Origin of the sequence: Burkholderia sp. CCA53 (genome assembly GCF_001685525.1) — a bacterium.
Taxonomy (GTDB): Bacteria; Pseudomonadota; Gammaproteobacteria; order Burkholderiales; family Burkholderiaceae; genus Burkholderia; species Burkholderia multivorans.
Window position 1 is genome coordinate 1,422,889 of record NZ_BDDJ01000002.1, and the last position, 19,519, is coordinate 1,442,407.

Below are 19,519 nucleotides of genomic sequence, written 5' to 3' on the forward strand. Positions count from 1 at the left end.
CGCGCCGGGCAGGCGCCGAGGTCTGCCCGGCGAAGTGCGACGCTTACGCGGTACGCGCGGCGGTGTGCGCGCCAGCGCGCGGCAGCGCGTCGACATCCTTCGCGGAAGATCCCGCATCGTCGATGCTGACGCGGCGCGAGATCAGCCACACGCACAGCGACGACAGCACTGCGGCACTCGTGTACTGAATCGCGAGCGGCCACCACTGCGGCGCGGTGTTCTGCGCGATGATCGTCGCGACGAGCGGCGTCAGGCCGCCGGCGAGTGCGCCGCACACCTGATAGGCGATCGAGATCGCCGTGTAGCGGATCCGTGCGACGAAGATGCCGCTCACGAAGCCCGCGACGACCGAGTAGTAGCCCGATTCCGCGAGCGTCGCGAGGCCGACGCCGACCGTGATCGACAGCGGCGTGCCGACATGCACGAGCGGCAGCATCACGAACGGCACGATCGCGGCCCACGCGCCGGTGATCAGCAGCACGCGCGTCGTTCCGAAGCGCTGCGCGAAGAACGCGGCCGCGAGCTGCACGACGAACTGCAGCACGGCCACGATCGTCATGCAATGCAGCACCATCGAGCGGTCCAGCGACAGGAACTGCGTCGCATAGCTGATCATGAAGATGTTGCTGAAGTACACGCCGGCGATCCCGTATACGTTCGCACCGATCGCGAGCAGCAGCAGCGGCCAGTACTTCAGCGCCTCGCGCACCGGATTGCGCGCGGTGTCGCCGCTCTTGCGCACCTCCTCGAACTCCGGCGATTCGGACACGCTTGCGCGAATCACGAAGCCGACCGCGAGCAGCACCGCGCTCGCGAGGAACGGCAGGCGCCAGCCCCAGCTCATCAGGTCTTCCTTCGGCAGTGTGCTGATCGCGCCGAACGCGAGCATCGACAGGATCAGGCCGCTCGCGCTGCCGAGCTGCGCGAACGACGCGAAGAACGTGCGCTTGCCTGCCGGCGCATGTTCGCCGGCGAGCAGCACCGCGCCGCCCCATTCGCCGCCGACCGCGATTCCTTGCAGCACGCGCATCAGCACGAGCAGAATCGGCGCAAGCATGCCGGCCGTCGCATAGGTGGGCAGCAGGCCGATCGCGACCGTCGACACGGCCATCAGCATCAGCGTCGCGAGCAGCGAGCGCTTGCGGCCGAAGCGGTCGCCGAGATAGCCGAACAGCACGCCGCCGAACGGCCGCGCGAAAAAGCCCACCGCGAACGAGCCGAACGACGCGAGCAAGCTCACGAAGCGGTTCTCGCCCGGAAAGAACAGCGGGCCGAACACGATGGCGGCGGCGGTCGCATAGCTGTAGAAGTCGTACCACTCGATCGTCGTGCCGACGAACGACGCAAGCGCCGCCCGCTTCGGTTGCTTGACGGAAGTCTCCATCTTTTTCTGGCTCCTCTTGAATCCTCTGATTGGGAATGGTCGCGGCGCGCGTCAGTCGCGGTACGCGACGCCCGGCAGCACGCACAGCAGCTCGTATGCGAGGTTCGCGCCGAGCAATGCCGTCGTGCCGAACGGGTCGTACGGCGGCGCGACTTCGACGAGATCGCAGCCGACGATGTTCAGCCCGCGCGCGCCGCGGATGATCTCGAGTGCCTGCGGCACCGTGAGGCCCGCGATTTCCGGCGTGCCGGTGCCCGGTGCGTAGGCGGGATCGATGCCGTCGATGTCGAAGCTGATGTAGACGGGCGTGTCGCCGACGCGCTCGCGCACTTCGTCCATCAGCGGCACGAGCGACTTGTTCCAGCATTCTTCCGCCTGAACGACGCGAAAACCCTGCTCGCGGCACCAGTCGAAGTCTTCGGCCGCGTAGCCGGTGCCGCGCAGGCCGATCTGCGTGACCTTGTCGCCGTGCAGCAGGCCTTCCTCGACCGCGCGGCGAAACGGCGTGCCGTGCGCGATCTTTTCGCCCATCATCGTATCGTTCACGTCGGCGTGCGCATCGACGTGGATCAATGCGACCTTGCCGTGCTTGCGGTGGATCGCGCGCAGGATCGGCAGCGCGATCGTGTGATCGCCGCCGAGCGTGATCGGCTTGCAGTCGTGCTCGAGGATCGCGTCGTACGCGGCTTCGATGCGCGCGATCGAATCGTGCAGGTTGTACGGATTGATCGCGACGTCGCCGATGTCGGCGATCTGCAGCGAATCGAACGGCGCGGCGCGCGTCGCCATGTTGTACGGGCGCAGCAGCACGGATTCGGTACGGATCTGGCGCGGGCCGAAGCGTGCGCCGGTGCGGTTCGACGTGCCGAGATCGAACGGCACGCCGACGAAGCAGGCGTCGAGGCCGGCGGCGCTCGCCACGTGCGGCAGGCGCATCATCGTCGCGATGCCGCCGCAGCGCGGCATTTCATTGCCGCCGAGCGGCTGGAAATGGGTGTGGTCGTTCATGGGGCGCTCTTCCAATGTGGGGTTGCCGTATCATTCGACGCGGCTCGGCGCACAGTTGTACGCGTTCCGGCCTTAAAGAAGAATGCGAAGATATCGACGTAAACATCGATCTTCATCGATGCATGGAAGGGGAATAGCGTGCTGGGGAATCTGTCGACCCTCGATCTGCGGCTGATCCGCGTGTTTCTCGCGGTGACCGACGCGGGTGGCGTATCGGCGGCGCAGGCGGTGCTGAACGTCGGCCAGTCGACGATCAGCGCGCAGCTGTCGTCGCTCGAGACGCGGCTCGGCTATCGGCTTTGCGAGCGCGGCCGCAGCGGCTTCCGGCTCACGCCGAAGGGCGAGCGGTTCCACGCGATGAGCCGCAAGCTGCTCGCGGCGCTCGACGAATTCGGCATGGCCGCGCGGCATATGGATCGCCAGCTGGTCGGCACGCTCAATATCGGGCTGATCGGCCATACGCCGGTGAGCCAGAACGCGCGGATCGCCGAGGCGATCGCCGCGTTCCGTACGCGCGACGAGGCCGTGCGCTTCTCGATCTCGGTGCGCGCGCCGGGCGATCTCGAGGAGAAGCTGCTGAGCGACGAGATCCAGATCGCGGTCGGCTATTTCTGGCATCGCGTGCCGTCGCTCGAATACACGCCGCTGTTCGTCGAGCGGCAGGTCGCGTATTGCGGCCGCGGCCATCCGCTGTTCGCGCGCGCGGGCACGCTGACGCCCGAGGACGTCGCCGGATTCGAGTGGGCCTGGCGCTCGTACCCGCTGCCGGAAGCGCAGATGTCGACGACGCCCGACCGCGTGACGGCGACCGCCGACAACATGGAGGCCGTCGCGCTGCTGATCCTGTCGGGCCATCACCTCGGCTATCTGCCGCAGCATTTCGCGGCGCCGTACGTCGCCCAAGGGCTGCTCGCACCGCTCGATCCGGAGCGGCTGCGTTACGACGTCACGTTTCACATGGTCGTCGCGCGCAGCGGGCGCGGCAATCCGCTCGTCGAAGCGTTTCTCGAGGACCTCGAGCGCGCGCACCACACGCCGGATACGCCGGCCTGACACCATTCCCCGCCGCGCGCCGCGCGTGGCTTCGATTTGGCGTTCGCGGCTTCGCCGCCCGCGCGATCAAGGCACCGGCAGCCCCGCGTCGTGTTTGACCTCGCGCAGCGACAGCGCCGATTCGATCGACGTGACGCCCGGCAGCATCCGCAGCGAGTCGCGCAGGAACGTGCCGTAGTCGTCGAGATCGCGCGCAACGATCTGCAACAGATAGTCGGCCGTGCCCGCGACGTTGTGGCACGACAGAATCCGCTCGATGCCGAGCACCTCGCGCTCGAAGCGGTCGGCGACCTTGCGGTCGTGCGTCGCGAAGCGCACGAGCACGAAGGAGACGACGCCGAAGCCGAGCGCCTTGCGCGACAGCTGCGCACGGTAGCGCTCGATGTAGCCGTCGTTTTCCAGCCGCTTCAGCCGCCGCGCACACGGCGTCTCGGACAGGCCGACGCTGTCGGCCAGCCGCGCGATCGACAGGCGCCCGTCGCGTTGCACCGCGGCGAGGATCGCGCGGTCGGTTTTGTCGAGTTCGGTCATCTTGGCGGAAATCCTGTTCGAATGCGCAAATTGTGGCGGATTCCGCTATCAAATGCGAGTGCGGGGCAGAAGACGGCCAATAAACCCTCATCCGCCAGCGGCAAACTATCGCCGTTGAGGGACGGGGGAAGACGATGATTTCCACGCATTTGCTGTTCATTTATCTCGCCGCGCTCGCGGCGATCTACGCCGTGCCGGGGCCCGACATGGCGCTCGTGCTGCAGACCAGCATCGGCCGCGGCGTCCGGCCCGGCATCGCGGCCGCCGCCGGCCTGTCGCTGTCGCGCAGCGCACACGTGACGCTGTCCGCTTGCGGCGTCGCGGCGCTGATCCGCGGCGCGCCGTGGCTCTACGAAGCGATCCGCTACGGCGGTGCGCTCTATCTCGGCTACGTCGCGATCCAGGTGTTCCGCTCGCCGGTATTCGACGTCGGCAACGGCGACGCGGCCGCGGCCGGCGAACTGCGTCAGTCGTTCGTGAAAGGGCTGCTGACCAACCTGCTGAATCCGAAGGCGCTGCTGTTCTGCTCGGTGCTGCTGCCGCAGTTCGTGCGGCCGGAGGCCGGGCCGGTCGTCTGGCAGATGTTCGCGCTCGGCGCGCTGCTGGTCGCGGCCGGCGTCTGCTTCGATCTCGCCTGCGTGTTCGGCGCGTCGCGGATCGCCGCATGGATGCGTGTGCATCCGCTCGCGCAGACGGTGCAGCGCTGGACGTTCTCCGCCGCACTGCTCGGCTTCGCGCTGCGGCTTTCGATGGACTAAGCGTGCGACAGCGCACGGCGGCGCCGCACGCTGCGCGCTGCGCGCTGCGCGCAAATCATCCGACTGTTCTACACTTCCTGTGACTTCGCGCGACCGCGAACCCGACTGACCACACGGAACCGTCTTCCGTCGGCCATGTCCGATTTCCTGGCTGTTCCGTGCAACGCGGTACAAAGGAGGGTCTGAACATGGCAAGGCATCTTCACGCCGACCGCGAACCCCGAATCGTCGCCGACTCCAAGTGTCTCGGCCCGTGCGATCCGGCAGAACGCATCCACGTCACGATCATGTTGCGGCGGCAGGAAGAAGGGCAACTCGATACGCTGCTCCAGCGGCTCGCCAGCGGCGATCCGCAAGCCAAACCGCTGTCGCGCGACGCATTCGCGCAGCGCTTCTCGGCAAGCCCCGACGACATCCGCAAGACCGAGGACTTCGCGCGCCGTCATCAGCTGACGGTCGATCGTGTCGATCCGGCCGAAAGCGTCGTCGTGCTGTCGGGCACCATCAAGCAATTCGAAACCGCGTTCGGCGTGACGCTCGAGCGTTTCGAGCATCACGCGATCGGGCAGTATCGCGGCCGCTCGGGGCCCATCGCGCTGCCGGACGAGCTTGGCGATGCGGTGACGGCCGTGCTCGGCCTCGACAGCCGCCCGCAGGCGCGGCCGCACTTCCGGCTGCGCCCACCGTTCAAGCCGGCACGCGGCGCGGCGAGCGTCACGTTCACGCCGCCGCAGCTCGCGTCGCTGTACGGGTTTCCGGCCGGCGACGGCGCCGGCCAGTGCATCGCGATCGTCGAACTCGGCGGCGGCTACCGCGCCGCGGACATCGCGCGATACTTCAGCGGGCTCGGCATCAAGACGCCGCCGACGCTCGTCGACGTGAACGTCGGCACCGGCCGCAACGCGCCGACCGGCGATCCGAACGGCCCGGACGGCGAAGTCGCGCTCGACATCGAGATCGCCGGCGCGATCGCGCCCGCCGCGAAAATCGCCGTCTACTTCGCGCCGAACAGCGATGCGGGCTTCATCCAGGCCGTCAACGCGGCCGTCAACGACACGAAGAACAAGCCGTCGGTGATCTCGATCAGCTGGGGCGGCCCGGAGGCGATCTGGCAGGCGCAGTCCGCGCAGGCGTTCAACCGCGTGCTGCAGGCGGCGGCCGCGCAGGGCATCACCGTCTGCGCGGCGTCCGGCGACAGCGGCTCGGGCGACGGGCTGCAGGACGGCGCCGATCACGTCGACTTCCCCGCGTCGAGCCCGTACGTGCTCGGCTGCGGCGGCACGCAGCTCGACGCGCTGCCGGGGCAGGGCATCCGCAGCGAAGTCGCGTGGAACGACGAGGCGTCGGGCGGCGGCGCGGGCGGCGGCGGTGTCAGCGCGCTGTTCGATCTGCCTGCCTGGCAGCACGGGCTCTCGCTGACGCGCGCGGACGGCAGCCGCGCGCCGCTCGCGAAGCGCGGCGTGCCCGACGTCGCGGGCGATGCGTCGCCGCAGACGGGCTACGAGGTCTCGGTCGCCGGCACGCCGGCCGTGATGGGCGGTACGAGCGCGGTCGCGCCGCTTTGGGCCGCGCTGATCGCGCGGATCAACGCGGCGGCCGGCACGTCGGCCGGCTGGATCAACCCGAAGCTGTACCGGCATCCGGACGCGCTGCGCGACATCACGAAAGGATCGAACGGCACGTTTGCGGCAGCCGCCGGCTGGGACGCCTGCACCGGGCTCGGCAGCCCCGACGGCGCGAAGCTTGCCGCGATCCTCGCGCGCAAGCCGTCGAGCTGACGCGCGCGACACACGGCTTTTCGTTCGACGCGGGGCTTTCCCGCGTCTTTTCTTACTTCCAGGAGCAGCACGATGGGCATCGATTCCGCATCCTCCGGCGGCGTGTATCCGCTGCATCATGGCGACCACAATTCGCACGGCGTGCCGCCGAGCGTCGACCCGGTCGCGCTGAGCCACGGGCGCGACCAGCCGTTCTTCGATCCGGTCGCGTACGGCAACGGCCCCGACGACTCGGTCACCGACACGACCGAGGCGGCCGCGATCACGCATCACACGATCCTGATCGGCGGCCGGCGCATCGCGTATACGGCGACGGTCGGCCACCTCGTGACGGTCGATCCGAGCAGTTCGCAGCCGGCCGCGAAGATCTTCTACGTCGCGTTCACGGCCGACAACGCGAAGGAGGAAACGCGGCCCGTCACGTTCTTCTACAACGGCGGGCCCGGTTCGTCGTCGGTGTTCGTGCTGCTCGGCTCGTTCGCGCCGAAGCGGATCAAGACGGCGATGCCGGGCTTCACGCCGCCCGCGCCGTACCAGATCGAGGACAACCCGGACAGCCTGATCGACCACAGCGACCTCGTGTTCATCAACCCGGTCGGCACCGGCTATTCGGCGGCGGTCGCGCCGAACAAGAACCGCGATTTCTGGGGCGTCGACCAGGACGCCGATTCGCTCAAGCAGTTCATCAAGCGCTATCTGACCAAGAACAATCGCTGGAATTCGCCGAAATACCTGTTCGGCGAGTCGTACGGCACGGCGCGCAGCTGCGTGCTCGCGTACAAGCTGCACGAGGACGGCGTCGATCTGAACGGCATTACGCTGCAGTCGTCGATTCTCGACTATCGGCAGGCCGGCAATCCGGTCGGCACGCTGCCGACCGCAGCGGCCGACGCGTGGTATCACAAGCGGCTCGGCATCACGCCGGCGCCGGCCGATCTCGGCGCGTTCGTCGAGGAAGTCGCGCAGTTCGCGCGCACCGATTATCTGAACGCGCTGCGCAAGCGCCCGCATGCGGACCCGGCGGTCGTGAAGAAGCTGTCGGACTACACGGGCATCGATACCGACACGCTCAAATCCTGGAACCTCGACATCGCCGGCTACGATGCGCGCGGCAATTCGCTGTTCCTGACGACGCTGCTGCACGCGCGCGGGCTCGCGCTCGGCGCATACGACGGCCGCGTGACCGCGATCTCGACCGGCATCGCGGGCAAGATCGATCCGAACTCGGGCGGCAACGATCCGACCATGACGGCCGTGACGGGCGTCTACACGGCGATGTGGAACAGCTACCTGAACGAGCAGCTGAAGTTCACGTCGAATTCGGCGTTCACGGACCTGAACGACCAGGCGTTCCGCAACTGGGATTTCAGCCACATCGATCCGACCGGCGAGCAGCAGGGCATCGATGCGAAGGGCAATCTGATTCTCTACACGGCCGGCGATCTCGCAGCTGTGATGGCGCTGAACGTCGACCTCAAGGTGCTGTCCGCGAACGGCTTGTACGACTTCGTCACGCCGTTCTATCAGACCGTGATCGACCTGCAGCAGATGCCGCTCGAGGATCAGAAGGTGCGGCAGAACCTGTCCGCGCGCTTCTATCCGTCGGGGCACATGGTGTATCTCGACGCCGGTTCGCGCACCGCGCTGAAGCGCGATCTTGCGACGATGTACGACGCGACGGTCGCCGATACGGGCGCACGGATGCGGATCCGCGCGCTGCAGGCGAAGAAGACGGGCGGGCACGCGTAGCGTCGCGCCCGCTTGCCCGGCCGCGTGCGCAACGGTGTCGCGCGCGGCCGGTTGCCGGTATCGGCCGGACCGGCCGCGTCAGCCGCCGTGGCCGGCGTTCGAGGCGATGCCGAGGCCCGGCCAGTCGAACGGCGTGTACGGCAGCGCGCGCTTGTGGCGCGAGCCGTCGTAGAAGCGCAGGACGGTTTCATACACGCGGTCGCCGACCGGCTTGCCTTCGAGGAAATCGTCGATCTCGTCGTACGTGACGCCGTACGCATGCTCGTCCGGGCGCAGCGGACGGAGCTCTTCCAGATCGGCGGTCGGCACCTTCATCACGACCGCCTCTTCGGCGCCGAGCGCACGCGCGACCGCGCGCACGCGACGCTTGTTCAGGCCGGCGAGCGGCAGGATGTCCGCGCCGCCGTCGCCGAACTTCGTGAAGAAGCCCATCAGCGATTCGGCCGCGTGATCGGTGCCGATCACGATGCCGCGGCGCGCGCCGGCCACCGCGTATTGCGCGATCATCCGCTCGCGCGCCTTGATGTTGCCGTGCACGAAGTCCTGCTGCGCCGGCGTGTCGAACGCGTGGCCGGAGGCGATCAGCGACTTCAGCATCGCGTCGGCGGCGGGCTTCACGTCGACCGTCAGCACTTCGTCGGCGCGCACGAACGCGAGCGCGCGCCGTGCGTCGGCCTCGTCGTTCTGCACGCCGTTCGGCAGACGCATCGCGATGAAGCGCGCATCGTAGCCTTCGCCGCGCAGGCGCTCGACCGCGAGTTGCGCGAGGCGGCCGGCCGTCGACGAATCGACGCCGCCGCTGATGCCGAGCACATAGGTCCGCAGGCCGGTCGAGCGCAGATATTGCGCGAGGAAATCGACGCGGCGTGCGATTTCGGCGTCGGCATCGAAATGCGGGGCAACGTTCAGTTCGGCGATGATCGCGCGTTGGCGGCTGGCGTAATCGGCGGCTGTCATGGGGAAAGTTCCGGAACGAAATGCAAGGCGCTCATCATAAGCGCAATCGCCGTGCGCTGCCGCGCGCCGGGTGCGATCGTGCGGATGGGCGTTGCGCGTGCGATACGTGACGTTCGCGGGGTGGGATGCGAGCCGCGAGTCACAAGCCACAAGCCCAATACGCGCCCGCCTCAACGCTGGCGCGCGAGCACGACACCCGCCAGCGCAAGCACGAAACCGGCGAGCTGAATCGCCGCGAGCGTCTCGTCGAACAGCAGATACCCCTGCAGCGCGGCGAGCGGCGGCGCGAGGAACTGGAGCGACGTCGCGCGCGCCGCGTTGCCGCGCCGCAGCATCCACATCAGCATCGTGACCGCGCCACCCGACAGAAAGACGACACCCCAGACGAGCGACACCCACAGCGCCGGCGCGCCGATCCATCTCGATTCGTGCAGCAGTACGACGAACACGGCCGCGACGAGGGCCGCCCCGAGATTCTGCACGGCGACCGCCGTGCGCAGATCGCTTTGCGCGAGCTTGCCCTTTTGGTAAAGCGATCCGGCCGTGATCGCGCCGACCGATAGCACCGACACGCCGACGACGAGCCACGCCGGCGCCGCGCCCGGCGACGCGGCGGCGACGCCGCCCGACACCTTCGGCGCGAGCACGAGCGCGACGCCGACGAGCCCGAGCGCCATCCCGAGCCAGCCGCGCGCCGGCAACCGCTCGTTGAAGAGCGGCACCGCGAGCACGGCGGTCGCGAGCGGCTGCAACGCGCCGAGCAGCGCCATCACGCCGGCGTTGAGCCCCTGCGCGACGGCCCAGTAGCTTGCGCCGAGATAAACGCCTTGCAGGAGCGCGCCCGCGATCAGATGACGCGGCCATTCGCGGCGTGCGGGCCACGGCGCGCGGGCCGCGAGCGCGACGACCGCGAACAGCGCGGCGGTGCCGGCGAAGCGCGCGAGCAGGAACAGGTTGGGATCGGCATACGGCTTGATCGCCCGGGCGACGATGAAGCCGGTGGACCAGAGCGCGACGAACAACGCGGCGACGAGCGACGTGAGCATGCGTGACGGGCCGCGGACGCGCGGCCGGACGAAATCGGGAAGTCGGCCAGTATCGGTCGACGCGGCGCGTGTGTCTTGTCGAATCCTGCACTCGCGCGCGGCCGCGGCCTGCAGGCCGGCGGCCGGACGGCGCCGCGATCAGTCGAGCGAGAACGTGTCGAGCGGCTGGTTCGCGCGCGCGTCGGATGCGAAACGTGCGGCGAGCTGCTCGTACAAGCGGCGCGCTTCGTCGAGCGTCAGATCGATCCAGTACGGATCGCCGGCGCCGTCGTTCAGACGTTCGGGCGAAAACTGGATTTCGAGCACACTGCCTTTGCGATACATTGCGCGAGCCCCCTGGCTGGTCGGTAATTTGGCGAAGCGCAGAGTGTAGCAACGCGCGCCGCGCCGATTCGCGCGCGGCAGGCAATACACCATTTCGCATTTCGCCGATGCCCGTCGCGGCCGGCGTGCTGCCGTCAAATCGCAGTCAAACGGCCGTAATACAATGGCCGGCCATCCCATTACCTGTCGCCTCGGGCGCAACACGCGATGCTCGCGGAACAACGTCATCAGTACATCCTGTCGGAACTCGGTCGATCGGGCGCGCTGTCGGTCGCGGAACTCGTGCGCTCGCTCGACGTGTCGCGCGAGACCGTGCGGCGCGATCTGAACGCGCTCGCCGCGCGCGGCTTGCTCGTGATGACGCACGGCGGCGCGCTGGCGGCCGACCGGCGCGAGCCGAGCCTGTCCGAGCGCGAGGCGGCGAACGCCGACGCGAAGCGCACGATCGGCCGGCGCGCGGCCGAGTTTGTGCCGGACGGCGCATCGGTGCTGATCGACTCCGGCAGTACGCCGCACGCGGTCGCGCTCGCGCTCGCCGACCGGCATCGGCTGTCGGTCTACACGAACGACTGGCGCACCGCGCTCGTGCTCGCGCGGCGCAACGGCAATCGCGTGACGCTGCTCGGCGGCGAGCTGTCCGACGACGAGGACGCGACGTTCGGCCTCGACACGATCCAGCAGCTTGCGCAATACCACGTCGATTTCGCGTTCGTCGGTGCGGGCGGCATCACGGCCGACGGCGACTGCACCGACTACTCGCGGCTCGCGGCGGAGGTGCGCAGCCGGATGATCGCGGCCGCCGGCACCGCGATCATCGTCGCCGATCATTCGAAGTTCGGCCGCGTGACGCCGGTGCGCATCAACGGCACGTCGGCCGCGCGCTATCTGGTGACCGAGCGCGCGCCCGACCGCGCCGTACGTCGCGCGCTGACCGCGCGCGGCATCGAACTCGTGCTCTGCGGCTGACGCGCGCACGACACAGAAGCTTCATCGAACCGTCATTCCGACGGAAACATCGACACGGACACTCGACACCGGTTCTCGCCGATTGCGTGCGGCACTTGCGCGGCCGCGGCTCGCTGCGCCCGCATTGGCCCGAGTGCGCGCTGACGCGCCGCCCGCACCGGCGAAGACGGGAACTCTCGCGATTTCTCCATTGAACCGGCCCGGCCACGGGCCAGGGAGCAACGAATGTCCGTGCGCGTACGCAGCTATCTGTCGCCCACTCTCGTCCTGCTGGCCTTCGACTGGCCCGACGCGCAGTCGCGTGCCGACTTCCTCGGCTTCGCGATCCGGCGCACGCCGGGCTTCCGGTCCGCGGACGGCGGCAGGCGTGCGTCGGCCAGCTGGCTGCCGAACCGGCTGACGTTCGACGGCCCGGCCGCCGATACGCAGGGCGACGCGCCGACCGACCAGGCGCCGATCCAGAAATTCATGTGGTGGGACGCGCGCATCGATCCGCAGGATCGCGGGGCGGCGTTTCGCTATGACGTGTATCCGGTCGTCGGCACGCCCGAGCGTCTGCAGCTGCTCGACGCGCAGGCCGGCGTGTGCCGCATCGTGCTGCCCGCACACATCGAGGACGGGATCGGCACCTGGTTCAACCGCGCAGTGGTCAGTTCGCAGGCGTTCGCCAGGCAGGTCGCGGCGCTCGGCCTCGCGCCGGACGAAGCGCCGAGCGAGGCGCAGGCGCTGAAGCTGCGCACCTGGCTCGCGAACGACATGGAGCAGGTGTTCGCCGAGATGCTCGATCCGGCCTCGCGCGCGGCGTCGGCCGTCTATCACCTGACGGACACGCTGTGGGCGCTGCCTGCCTTCGAAGCGTTCGGGCGGGCGCACGGCGAGGCGTCGCTCGCGATCGTCTACGACGCGCACGTGACGAGCCGCAAGGGCAAGCCGCCGCTGCCGTCGCCGAACCAGCCGGCCGTCGACGCGCTGCAGGGCCTCGCGACGCTCGCGCCGCGCGACAGGACGCACATCATGCACGACAAGTTCATCGTGACGAATACCGGCGCGGGCGTCGCGCCGGCGCGCGTACTGACGGGCTCTGCGAACTTCACGACCGAAGGGCTCACCGAGCAGGCGAACGTGCTGCACGCCTTCGACTCGCCGGAGCTGGCCGCGCTGTACGAAGAGCGTGCGCGGGCGCTGGCCGCGAATCCGTCGATTGCGGAGACGGCGCGCCTGTCGTCGGGCTGGTCGGCGCCGGTGACGATTGGAGGCGCGCAGGTGCGCGTCGCGTTTTCGCCGGAGCCGGCGGGCCGGCGCACCGAGATCGACACGATCGTCGCCGCGATCGCGGCCGCGAAGCATTCGGTGTCGTTCTGCCTGTTCATGCCGACCGACGCGGCGCTGCGCGACGCGTGCTTCGCAGCCGGCGATCGCGGGCTGATGATGTTCGGACTCGTGAACCGGATCAGCGCGGGCAGCGCGACGAGGGCCGACGCGGCGCAGCAGGCGGGGCAGTCGCTCGACGCCGCGACGCTCGCCAACCTCGAGCTGTACCATCGCCGGCGCGACCATCGCGACGTGATCGACGCCGCGTATTTCTCGCCCGCGACGGTGCCGCAGGGTTTCGAGCCGGAACTGCGGCTATTTCCGGGCGAACCGGCACCGGCCTATCCGCCCGTCGTGATCCATCACAAATTCATCGTGATCGATGCGGAAGGCGCGAATCCGATCGTCTATACGGGCTCCGCGAACATGAGCCGGAACTCCGAGCAGTACAACGACGAGAACCTGCTCGAGATTCGCGACGCGCGGATCGCGGGCACCTATCTCGCGGAATTCCTGCGGCTCTACGAACACTACCGGGCGCGGGCGCTCGCGATCGAGGCGAAGCACGGCAGCACGGGCGCGCATGCGCGGCTCGCGCTCGCGCCCGATGCGCGGTGGGCGCGCAAGTATTTCGTGGCGGGGAGTCCGGAGGAGAAGGCGCGGCGCGGACTGGCGTCGCCCGCGCCGGCCGACGCGAGTGTGGAAACGGAAACGGCCGACCGCGAACGCCTGCGTTACGCGGCGATGTAGCGCAGCACGGCTTCGGCGATCGTGTCGCGATGGCGCGTGCGCAGCCGCGGCGCCGACGGATCGCGACCGAACGCGGCGCCGAACGTGTAGCGGTTCGAGACGCGATGGAAGCAGAACGAGCTGATCAGCAGATGCAGGTCGAACGCGTCGATGTCCTTGCGAAACGCGCCGCTCGCCGCGCCGCGCTCGAGCAGTTCCTCGAGCGTCTTGATGATGCTGACGTTGCGGTTCTTGAACGACTTCAGCTGTTCGAGATACTTCGCGCCGTGGATGTTTTCGATCGATACGAGGCGAACGAAGTCGCGATGCTTGTCGTGATAGTCGAACGTGAATTCGACGAGGCGGCGCATCCCTTCGCGCGGCTCCATGTCGCCGACGTGCAGCTCCTGCTCGAGCGCGCGGATGTCGCCGTACACCTTTTCGAGCACGGCCTCGTACAGGCCTTCCTTGCTGTCGAAGTAGTAGTACAGCATCCGCTTCGTCGTGTTCGTGCGCTCGGCGATCGCGTCGACACGCGCACCGGCGAGCCCCATCGCGGAGAATTCCTGCGTGGCGACGTCGAGGATGTTGCGCTTGGTTTGCTCGGGATCGTATTTGCGCCGTGCATCGGACGGAAGCGCGCGGTTGTCGGACGTGGCGGCCTTGCTTCCTGCTTTCATGTGCGGTTGTTCTGGCTTCGCGGCGGCGTGGAACGGGCATTCTAGCATGCGGAAAATCGACGATTCGTCGAGCGCCGGCTCGCTTTCCGGCGCCGTTCCGGACGCGCCGGCGCGGCCCGCGACGCTCATCGGCGGTAGGCGGCGAGCGCGTCGCGCGCCTGGTACGCGGCGTAGGTGAGCTGCGCGGCCGCGAGCCCTGCGAGCCCGAACGTGCGCGTGAGGCCGAAGGCGCGAAAGCCGTCGGGCACCGGCCGGTCTTCGGCCAGCGCAGCGGCGAGCGTTTCGCCGGCCACCGTGGTCGGCGCCATCCCGTGGCCGCCGAACGCGATCGCATGCCAGACGCCGTCGGCGTCGCGGCCGATCTGCGGCATCTTGTGCCGCGCATAGCTCATCAGTCCGCCCCAGGCGTAGTCGACCTTCACGTCCGCGAGCTGCGGATACACGCGCAGCAGGTCGCGGCGCAGCAGCCGCGCGATCGCGTCGGGGCCGCGGTCGAGCACCGAGATGCGGCCGCCCCACAGGATCCGCGTGTCCTTCAGCGGCCGGTAGTAGTCGAATGCGAAGCGCGTATCGTAGATCGCATACGGCGCGTCGATCGCGTCCTTCAGCCGATCGCCGAGCGGCTCGGTGGCGATCACGTAGGTCGCGATCGGCAGCACCGCGCGCTCGATGCGCGGCGACACGCCGCGCGCGTAGCCGCCGCCCGCGAACACGACGTCCTTCGCGCGCACGCTGCCGTGCGCCGTGCGCACGACGTAGCCCGCGCCTTCGCGCGCGATGCCGAGCGCGGCCGAGCGTTCGTAGATGCGCGCGCCGCCGCGTGCGGCGGCCGCCGCGACGCCGAGTACGTACTTCAGCGGATGGAAGTGGAAGGCGTTCGGCTCGAACAGGCCGCCGTGGTAGCGCGCGGTATGCAGTTGCGCGCGCAACGCGTCGGCCGTCACCGGTTCCCAGTCGACGTCGAATTCGCGCTTCATCAGGGTGCGCACGCCGTCGAGCCGCGACGGATCGTCGAACCAGTTCGCGAGCATCACGCCGCGATCGACGATGTCGCAGTCGATCCCGTAGCGCGCGATCCGCGTGCGGATCAGGTCGACCGCGTCGACCGTCAGGCGGTACAGGCGGCGCGCTTCGTCGCGGCCGAGCGTGCGCAGCAGATCCGCGTTGTCGAGGCTGTAGCCGCCGAACACGAAGCCGCCGTTGCGGCCCGACGCGCCGAAGCCGACGCGCTCGCCGTCGAGCACGATCACATCGCGCACACCGCGCTCGACGAGGCCGAGCGCCGTGCACAGGCCGGCAAGGCCGCCGCCGACGATGCAGACCTGCGTGTCGAGCGTGCCGCTCAGTTGCGGATAGGGCGGGCGGGTAACGGTGGCTTCGTAGAAGTTCTGCATGCGATTCGGCAAGTCGTGACGACGAAAAAACGGGCGGCGCGCGTCGATCTTGCCTGAACGCGCGCGCCGCGTCGAATGGTGTTAGGTGGCGCCGGCCGCGCGCAGCGTCGGCGCACGGCGCGGCGGCGGCGCACTTATGCGCCGGACGTCGGGTTTGCGGGCCGCGCGACGTAGGCGGCGTAGCCGGCCGAGGTGTCGGCGGCCGGCTCGGGTGGCGCGGTGCGCTCGATCCACGGGGCGATGTCCATGTCCTCGTAGCGGACCAGCCGGCATTTGCGCACCAGCGCGTAGCCGATCCAGATCGCGAAGAAGAACGGCAGCCCGATATAGGTAGCGGCGACGGCGACCCAGTCGATCCGCGCCGCGAAGAACGCCTGGTAGTCCTGCCCCAGCGCGACGATCGCGCACAGCGCGAACGCGAAGATCGGGCCGAACGGGAACCACTTCGACCGGTACGGCAGCTGATCGAGACGGTAACCCTGTTTGAGCAGTCCCTTGCGGAAACGGTAGTGGCTGACCGCAATCCCGAGCCATGTGATGAAGCCCGCCATCCCGGACGTGTTGAGCAGCCACATGTACACGGTCTTGTCGCCATACAGCGAGGTGAGAAAACACAGCGCGCCGACCGCCGTCGTCGCGTACAGCGCATTGCGCGGCACGCCGCCTGCCGACAGCTTCGCGAACAGCTTCGGTGCGCGGCCTTCGGTCGCGAGGTTGTACAGCATGCGCGTCGACGCGTACATGCCCGAGTTGCCGGCCGACAGCACTGCCGTCAGAATCACCGCGTTCATCACGCCGGCCGCGAATGCGAGGCCCGCGTGACGGAACACGAGCGTGAACGGGCTCACGCCGATGTCGGTCACGTCGGTCTTCAGCAGGCTCGGGTCGGTGTACGGAATCAGCACGCCGATCACGAAGATCGCGAGCACGTAGAACAGCAGGATGCGCCAGAAGATCTGGCTGACCGCACGCGGGATCGTCGTGCGCGGGTTTTCCGATTCGCCGGCTGCGACGCCGATCATTTCGGTGCCCTGAAACGAAAAGCCGGCGATCATCGCGACGCCCATCATCGCCGGCAGGCCGCCGACGAACGGCGCATCGCCGATCGTGAAGTTCGCGAGGCCCGCGCTCGGGCCGCCCTTCATGATCCCGAAGATCATCAGCAGACCGACCCCGAGAAACGCGATCACGGTCAGCACCTTGATCAGCGCGAACCAGTATTCGGCCTCGCCGAAGCCGCGCACCGACAGTGCGTTGAGCGCGAAGATCAGCGTCAGAAAGAGCGCGCTCCACCAGACGCCCGGTACGTGCGGAAACCAGTAGTGCATCACGAGCTGCGCGGCGACCAGTTCGACCGCGAGCGTGACGGCCCAGCTGTACCAGTAGTTCCACCCCAGCGCGAAGCCGAAGCCTTCGTCGACGAACTTCGCGCCGTAGGTCGCGAACGAGCCCGACACCGGCATGAATGCGGCCATTTCGCCGAGGCTCGTCATCAGGAAATACACCATCAGCCCGATCACCATGTAGGCGAACATCGCGCCGCCGGGGCCGGCCTGCGAGATCGACGCGCCGGACGCGACGAACAGGCCCGTGCCGATCGAGCCGCCGATCGCGATCATCCGCAGATGGCGCGCCTGCAGGCGGCGGTGGAGGGCCGGCTTCGCGGCGCGCGAACCGGGCGGACGGGACGAATCGGGGCGGGCATCTGAATGCATGGCGGGCGCTGGGCGCTGTCTCCGGAATTTTGTTGTCGATGCGACGCGGCGGTGCGTCCGCGCGGATCGTGCGGGCGGCGCGCATCGCCTTCGTTCGCCGTTCGGCCGCGCGTCGGCGGCCGTCAGCGCGCCGGGTGCAGATCGCACCTCGACGTGGCCCCGATTGTGGGCGGCCGGTCGCCGTGCGGCAAACGATATTTCCGCACAGGGTGATGCAGGTTCGTCATCAACTCACCAGGCAGGCGCGCGACGTCGCGGCGCGTGGTGCAAGCCCGCGCCCGGCGTTCACGGCGCACGTATGGCGAGCCCGAGACGGTCGCCGATACGCCCGCGGTCTTGCGTTTTTCGAATGAAGTGGTGAGTTAATATCAATAGCCGCCCGACTTGTGGCCACCCACAATGTCGTCCATGGATCGTGCGCCGCGAGCGCATGGGCGTGCCGGCCGGCCGCCTCGGCGGCGGCGATGCCGCAGTTCGTGCGCGGCATCGCGCAACGGCGCGGCGGTGCGCGCATCCGCTTGCACAAGGCGCGCGAACGCGCTCCAATCGAATCACGCGGGCGGCGTCGCCGCCGCACCGATCAATCTGTCCCTGAAGAGGAAGTGATGCAATTCAACGACATTCTTGCTGCGCTCGACATCGATCTCGCCCAGTGGAAAGGCAACGCGCTGACCGCGCGTTCGCCGCTCGACGGCGCGACGCTCGCGACGCTGGCGGTCGACACGCCCGCCGAGGCCGAGCGCAAGATCGACGCCGCGCACGACGCATTCCTCAAGTGGCGCACGGTGCCTGCGCCGGTGCGCGGCGAGCTGGTACGCGTGTTCGGCAACGTGCTGCGCGAGCACAAGGCCGCGCTCGGCCGCCTCGTCACGCTCGAGGCCGGCAAGATCGCGTCGGAAGGCCTCGGCGAAGTGCAGGAAATGATCGACATCTGCGATTTCGCGGTCGGCCTGTCGCGCCAGCTCTACGGCCTGACGATCGCGTCGGAGCGCCCGGGCCACCGCATGATGGAAACGTGGCATCCGCTCGGCGTGTGCGGCGTGATTTCGGCGTTCAACTTCCCGGTCGCGGTGTGGGCATGGAATGCGGCGCTCGCGTTCGTGTGCGGCGATCCGGTCGTGTGGAAGCCGTCGGAAAAGACGCCGCTCACCGCGATCGCATGCCACGTGCTGCTCGGCAAGGCGCTGCGCGAGTTCGACAAGACCCATCCGGGCGTCGCGCCCGAAGGGCTGCATCAGCTGGTGCTCGGCACGCGCGATGTCGGCGAGGTGCTGACCTCGTCGAAGAAGGTGCCGGTCGTCAGCGCGACGGGCAGCGTGCGGATGGGCACCGAGGTCGCGAAGGTGCTGAGCCAGCGTCTCGCGCGCGGCATCCTCGAACTCGGCGGCAACAACGGGATGATCGTCGCGCCGAGCGCCGATCTCGATCTCGTCGTGCGCGCGGTCACGTTTGCGGCGGTCGGCACGGCCGGCCAGCGCTGCACGACGCTGCGCCGCCTGATCGTGCACCGGAGCATCGTCGATCAGCTGCTGCCGCGCCTCGAGAAGGCCTACGCGTCGGTGAAGGTCGGCAACCCGCTCGAGGAAGGCACGCTCGTCGGCCCGCTCGTCGATCGCGCCTCGTTCGACGCGATGCAGAAGGCGCTTGCCGATGCGCGCGAGCAGGGCGGCGAAGTGAAGGGCGGCGAGCGTGTCGACGTCGGTCATGCGGATGCGTACTACGTGCGTCCGGCTATCGTGCGGATGCCGAAGCAGTCGGCGGTGGTCGAGCGCGAGACGTTCGCGCCGATCCTGTACGTGATGGTCTACGACAACTTCGACGATGCGATCGCGGTGCACAACGCGGTGCCGCAAGGCCTGTCGTCGGCGATCTTCACGAACGACATGCGCGAGGCCGAGCAGTTCATGTCGGCGGCCGGCAGCGACTGCGGGATCGTCAACGTGAACATCGGCACGAGCGGCGCGGAAATCGGCGGCGCGTTCGGCGGCGAGAAGGAAACGGGCGGCGGCCGCGAGTCGGGTTCGGATGCGTGGAAGGCGTATATGCGTCGTGCGACGAATACGATCAATTACAGCCGCGAACTGCCGCTTGCCCAAGGCGTGAAGTTCGACGTGTAAGCGCGGGCGGCGCGCTTCG

General features: G+C 68.6%; 16 protein-coding genes. 7 read left to right on the forward strand and 9 right to left on the reverse strand.

What is annotated here, in order from left to right:
* Positions 1–43: 43 nt before the first annotated feature.
* The gene (locus BCR55_RS22665; RefSeq protein WP_006402847.1) at positions 44–1,384 is read right to left on the reverse strand and encodes an MFS transporter; all 1,341 of its coding nucleotides are present in this window, start codon (positions 1,382–1,384) and stop codon (positions 44–46) included.
* A 51-nt stretch (positions 1,385–1,435) separates the two neighbouring features.
* The gene (gene speB, locus BCR55_RS22670) at positions 1,436–2,392 is read right to left on the reverse strand and encodes an agmatinase (protein ID WP_006402848.1); all 957 of its coding nucleotides are present in this window, start codon (positions 2,390–2,392) and stop codon (positions 1,436–1,438) included.
* Positions 2,393–2,530: 138 nt separating this feature from the next.
* Here speB and BCR55_RS22675 point away from each other — a divergent pair, with 138 nt between their 5' ends.
* The gene (locus tag BCR55_RS22675; RefSeq protein WP_006402851.1) at positions 2,531–3,445 is read left to right on the forward strand and encodes a LysR family transcriptional regulator; all 915 of its coding nucleotides are present in this window, start codon (positions 2,531–2,533) and stop codon (positions 3,443–3,445) included.
* A gap of 66 nt (positions 3,446–3,511) precedes the next feature.
* On the opposite strand, the gene BCR55_RS22680 is transcribed toward BCR55_RS22675, so the two are convergent.
* Complete coding sequence (locus BCR55_RS22680; protein ID WP_006409251.1) at positions 3,512–3,976, reverse strand: Lrp/AsnC family transcriptional regulator; 465 nt, start codon at positions 3,974–3,976, stop codon at positions 3,512–3,514.
* Positions 3,977–4,110: 134 nt separating this feature from the next.
* On the opposite strand from BCR55_RS22680, the gene BCR55_RS22685 reads away from it, so the two are divergent.
* The 3 genes from BCR55_RS22685 (at position 4,111) to BCR55_RS22695 (ending at position 8,261) form a co-directional block, all read left to right on the forward strand.
* A complete protein-coding gene (locus tag BCR55_RS22685) occupies positions 4,111–4,734 on the forward strand; it encodes a LysE family translocator (protein ID WP_065496016.1) in 624 nt (207 codons plus the stop codon).
* A gap of 188 nt (positions 4,735–4,922) precedes the next feature.
* Positions 4,923–6,512, forward strand: coding sequence for a protease pro-enzyme activation domain-containing protein (locus tag BCR55_RS22690; RefSeq protein ID WP_065496019.1), 1,590 nt, complete (start codon positions 4,923–4,925; stop codon positions 6,510–6,512).
* Positions 6,513–6,584: 72 nt separating this feature from the next.
* A complete protein-coding gene (locus BCR55_RS22695; RefSeq protein WP_006410336.1) occupies positions 6,585–8,261 on the forward strand; it encodes a S10 family peptidase in 1,677 nt (558 codons plus the stop codon).
* A gap of 78 nt (positions 8,262–8,339) precedes the next feature.
* Here BCR55_RS22695 and nadE read toward each other — a convergent pair whose 3' ends face one another.
* The 3 genes from nadE to BCR55_RS22710 all read right to left on the reverse strand — a co-directional run bounded on the left by nadE (position 8,340) and on the right by BCR55_RS22710 (position 10,588).
* Positions 8,340–9,218 carry an ammonia-dependent NAD(+) synthetase gene (nadE, locus tag BCR55_RS22700; RefSeq protein ID WP_053298207.1) on the reverse strand — a complete coding sequence of 293 codons (879 nt, stop codon included), beginning with the start codon at positions 9,216–9,218 and terminating at the stop codon, positions 8,340–8,342.
* A gap of 170 nt (positions 9,219–9,388) precedes the next feature.
* A complete protein-coding gene (locus BCR55_RS22705; RefSeq protein ID WP_065496021.1) occupies positions 9,389–10,264 on the reverse strand; it encodes a DMT family transporter in 876 nt (291 codons plus the stop codon).
* Positions 10,265–10,402: 138 nt separating this feature from the next.
* Entirely contained in the window at positions 10,403–10,588 is a 186-nt protein-coding gene (locus BCR55_RS22710; protein WP_006405926.1) for a hypothetical protein, read from the reverse strand.
* Positions 10,589–10,795: 207 nt separating this feature from the next.
* Here BCR55_RS22710 and BCR55_RS22715 point away from each other — a divergent pair, with 207 nt between their 5' ends.
* Together BCR55_RS22715 and BCR55_RS22720 are read left to right on the forward strand one after the other, a co-directional pair.
* A complete protein-coding gene (locus tag BCR55_RS22715) occupies positions 10,796–11,554 on the forward strand; it encodes a DeoR/GlpR family DNA-binding transcription regulator (protein WP_006405927.1) in 759 nt (252 codons plus the stop codon).
* Positions 11,555–11,779: 225 nt separating this feature from the next.
* The gene (locus BCR55_RS22720) at positions 11,780–13,615 is read left to right on the forward strand and encodes a phospholipase D-like domain-containing protein (protein WP_065496022.1); all 1,836 of its coding nucleotides are present in this window, start codon (positions 11,780–11,782) and stop codon (positions 13,613–13,615) included.
* On the opposite strand, the gene BCR55_RS22725 is transcribed toward BCR55_RS22720, so the two are convergent.
* The 3 genes from BCR55_RS22725 to BCR55_RS22735 all read right to left on the reverse strand — a co-directional run bounded on the left by BCR55_RS22725 (position 13,600) and on the right by BCR55_RS22735 (position 17,383).
* The gene (locus BCR55_RS22725; RefSeq protein WP_012468043.1) at positions 13,600–14,274 is read right to left on the reverse strand and encodes a TetR family transcriptional regulator; all 675 of its coding nucleotides are present in this window, start codon (positions 14,272–14,274) and stop codon (positions 13,600–13,602) included. The genes BCR55_RS22720 and BCR55_RS22725 overlap by 16 nt on opposite strands.
* A gap of 125 nt (positions 14,275–14,399) precedes the next feature.
* A complete protein-coding gene (locus BCR55_RS22730; protein ID WP_065496023.1) occupies positions 14,400–15,668 on the reverse strand; it encodes an FAD-binding oxidoreductase in 1,269 nt (422 codons plus the stop codon).
* A 134-nt stretch (positions 15,669–15,802) separates the two neighbouring features.
* Complete coding sequence (locus tag BCR55_RS22735) at positions 15,803–17,383, reverse strand: amino acid permease (RefSeq protein ID WP_065496025.1); 1,581 nt, start codon at positions 17,381–17,383, stop codon at positions 15,803–15,805.
* Between the two features lie 605 nt (positions 17,384–17,988).
* On the opposite strand from BCR55_RS22735, the gene BCR55_RS22740 reads away from it, so the two are divergent.
* Positions 17,989–19,500 (forward strand): aldehyde dehydrogenase family protein, encoded by a 1,512-nt coding sequence (locus tag BCR55_RS22740; protein WP_065496725.1) that lies wholly within the window; start codon positions 17,989–17,991, stop codon positions 19,498–19,500.
* The last annotated feature ends 19 nt before the right edge of the window (positions 19,501–19,519 follow it).

Coding starts and splice junctions, on each gene's coding strand:
- BCR55_RS22665 (WP_006402847.1), bottom strand. CDS start 1,384: ATGGAGACTTCCGTCAAGCAACCGAAGCGGGCGGCGCTTGCGTCGTTC.
- speB (WP_006402848.1), bottom strand. CDS start 2,392: ATGAACGACCACACCCATTTCCAGCCGCTCGGCGGCAATGAAATGCCG.
- BCR55_RS22680 (WP_006409251.1), bottom strand. CDS start 3,976: ATGACCGAACTCGACAAAACCGACCGCGCGATCCTCGCCGCGGTGCAA.
- BCR55_RS22685 (WP_065496016.1), top strand. CDS start 4,111: ATGATTTCCACGCATTTGCTGTTCATTTATCTCGCCGCGCTCGCGGCG.
- BCR55_RS22690 (WP_065496019.1), top strand. CDS start 4,923: ATGGCAAGGCATCTTCACGCCGACCGCGAACCCCGAATCGTCGCCGAC.
- BCR55_RS22695 (WP_006410336.1), top strand. CDS start 6,585: ATGGGCATCGATTCCGCATCCTCCGGCGGCGTGTATCCGCTGCATCAT.
- nadE (WP_053298207.1), bottom strand. CDS start 9,218: ATGACAGCCGCCGATTACGCCAGCCGCCAACGCGCGATCATCGCCGAA.
- BCR55_RS22705 (WP_065496021.1), bottom strand. CDS start 10,264: ATGCTCACGTCGCTCGTCGCCGCGTTGTTCGTCGCGCTCTGGTCCACC.
- BCR55_RS22710 (WP_006405926.1), bottom strand. CDS start 10,588: ATGTATCGCAAAGGCAGTGTGCTCGAAATCCAGTTTTCGCCCGAACGT.
- BCR55_RS22715 (WP_006405927.1), top strand. CDS start 10,796: ATGCTCGCGGAACAACGTCATCAGTACATCCTGTCGGAACTCGGTCGA.
- BCR55_RS22720 (WP_065496022.1), top strand. CDS start 11,780: ATGTCCGTGCGCGTACGCAGCTATCTGTCGCCCACTCTCGTCCTGCTG.
- BCR55_RS22725 (WP_012468043.1), bottom strand. CDS start 14,274: ATGAAAGCAGGAAGCAAGGCCGCCACGTCCGACAACCGCGCGCTTCCG.
- BCR55_RS22730 (WP_065496023.1), bottom strand. CDS start 15,668: ATGCAGAACTTCTACGAAGCCACCGTTACCCGCCCGCCCTATCCGCAA.
- BCR55_RS22735 (WP_065496025.1), bottom strand. CDS start 17,383: ATGCATTCAGATGCCCGCCCCGATTCGTCCCGTCCGCCCGGTTCGCGC.
- BCR55_RS22740 (WP_065496725.1), top strand. CDS start 17,989: ATGCAATTCAACGACATTCTTGCTGCGCTCGACATCGATCTCGCCCAG.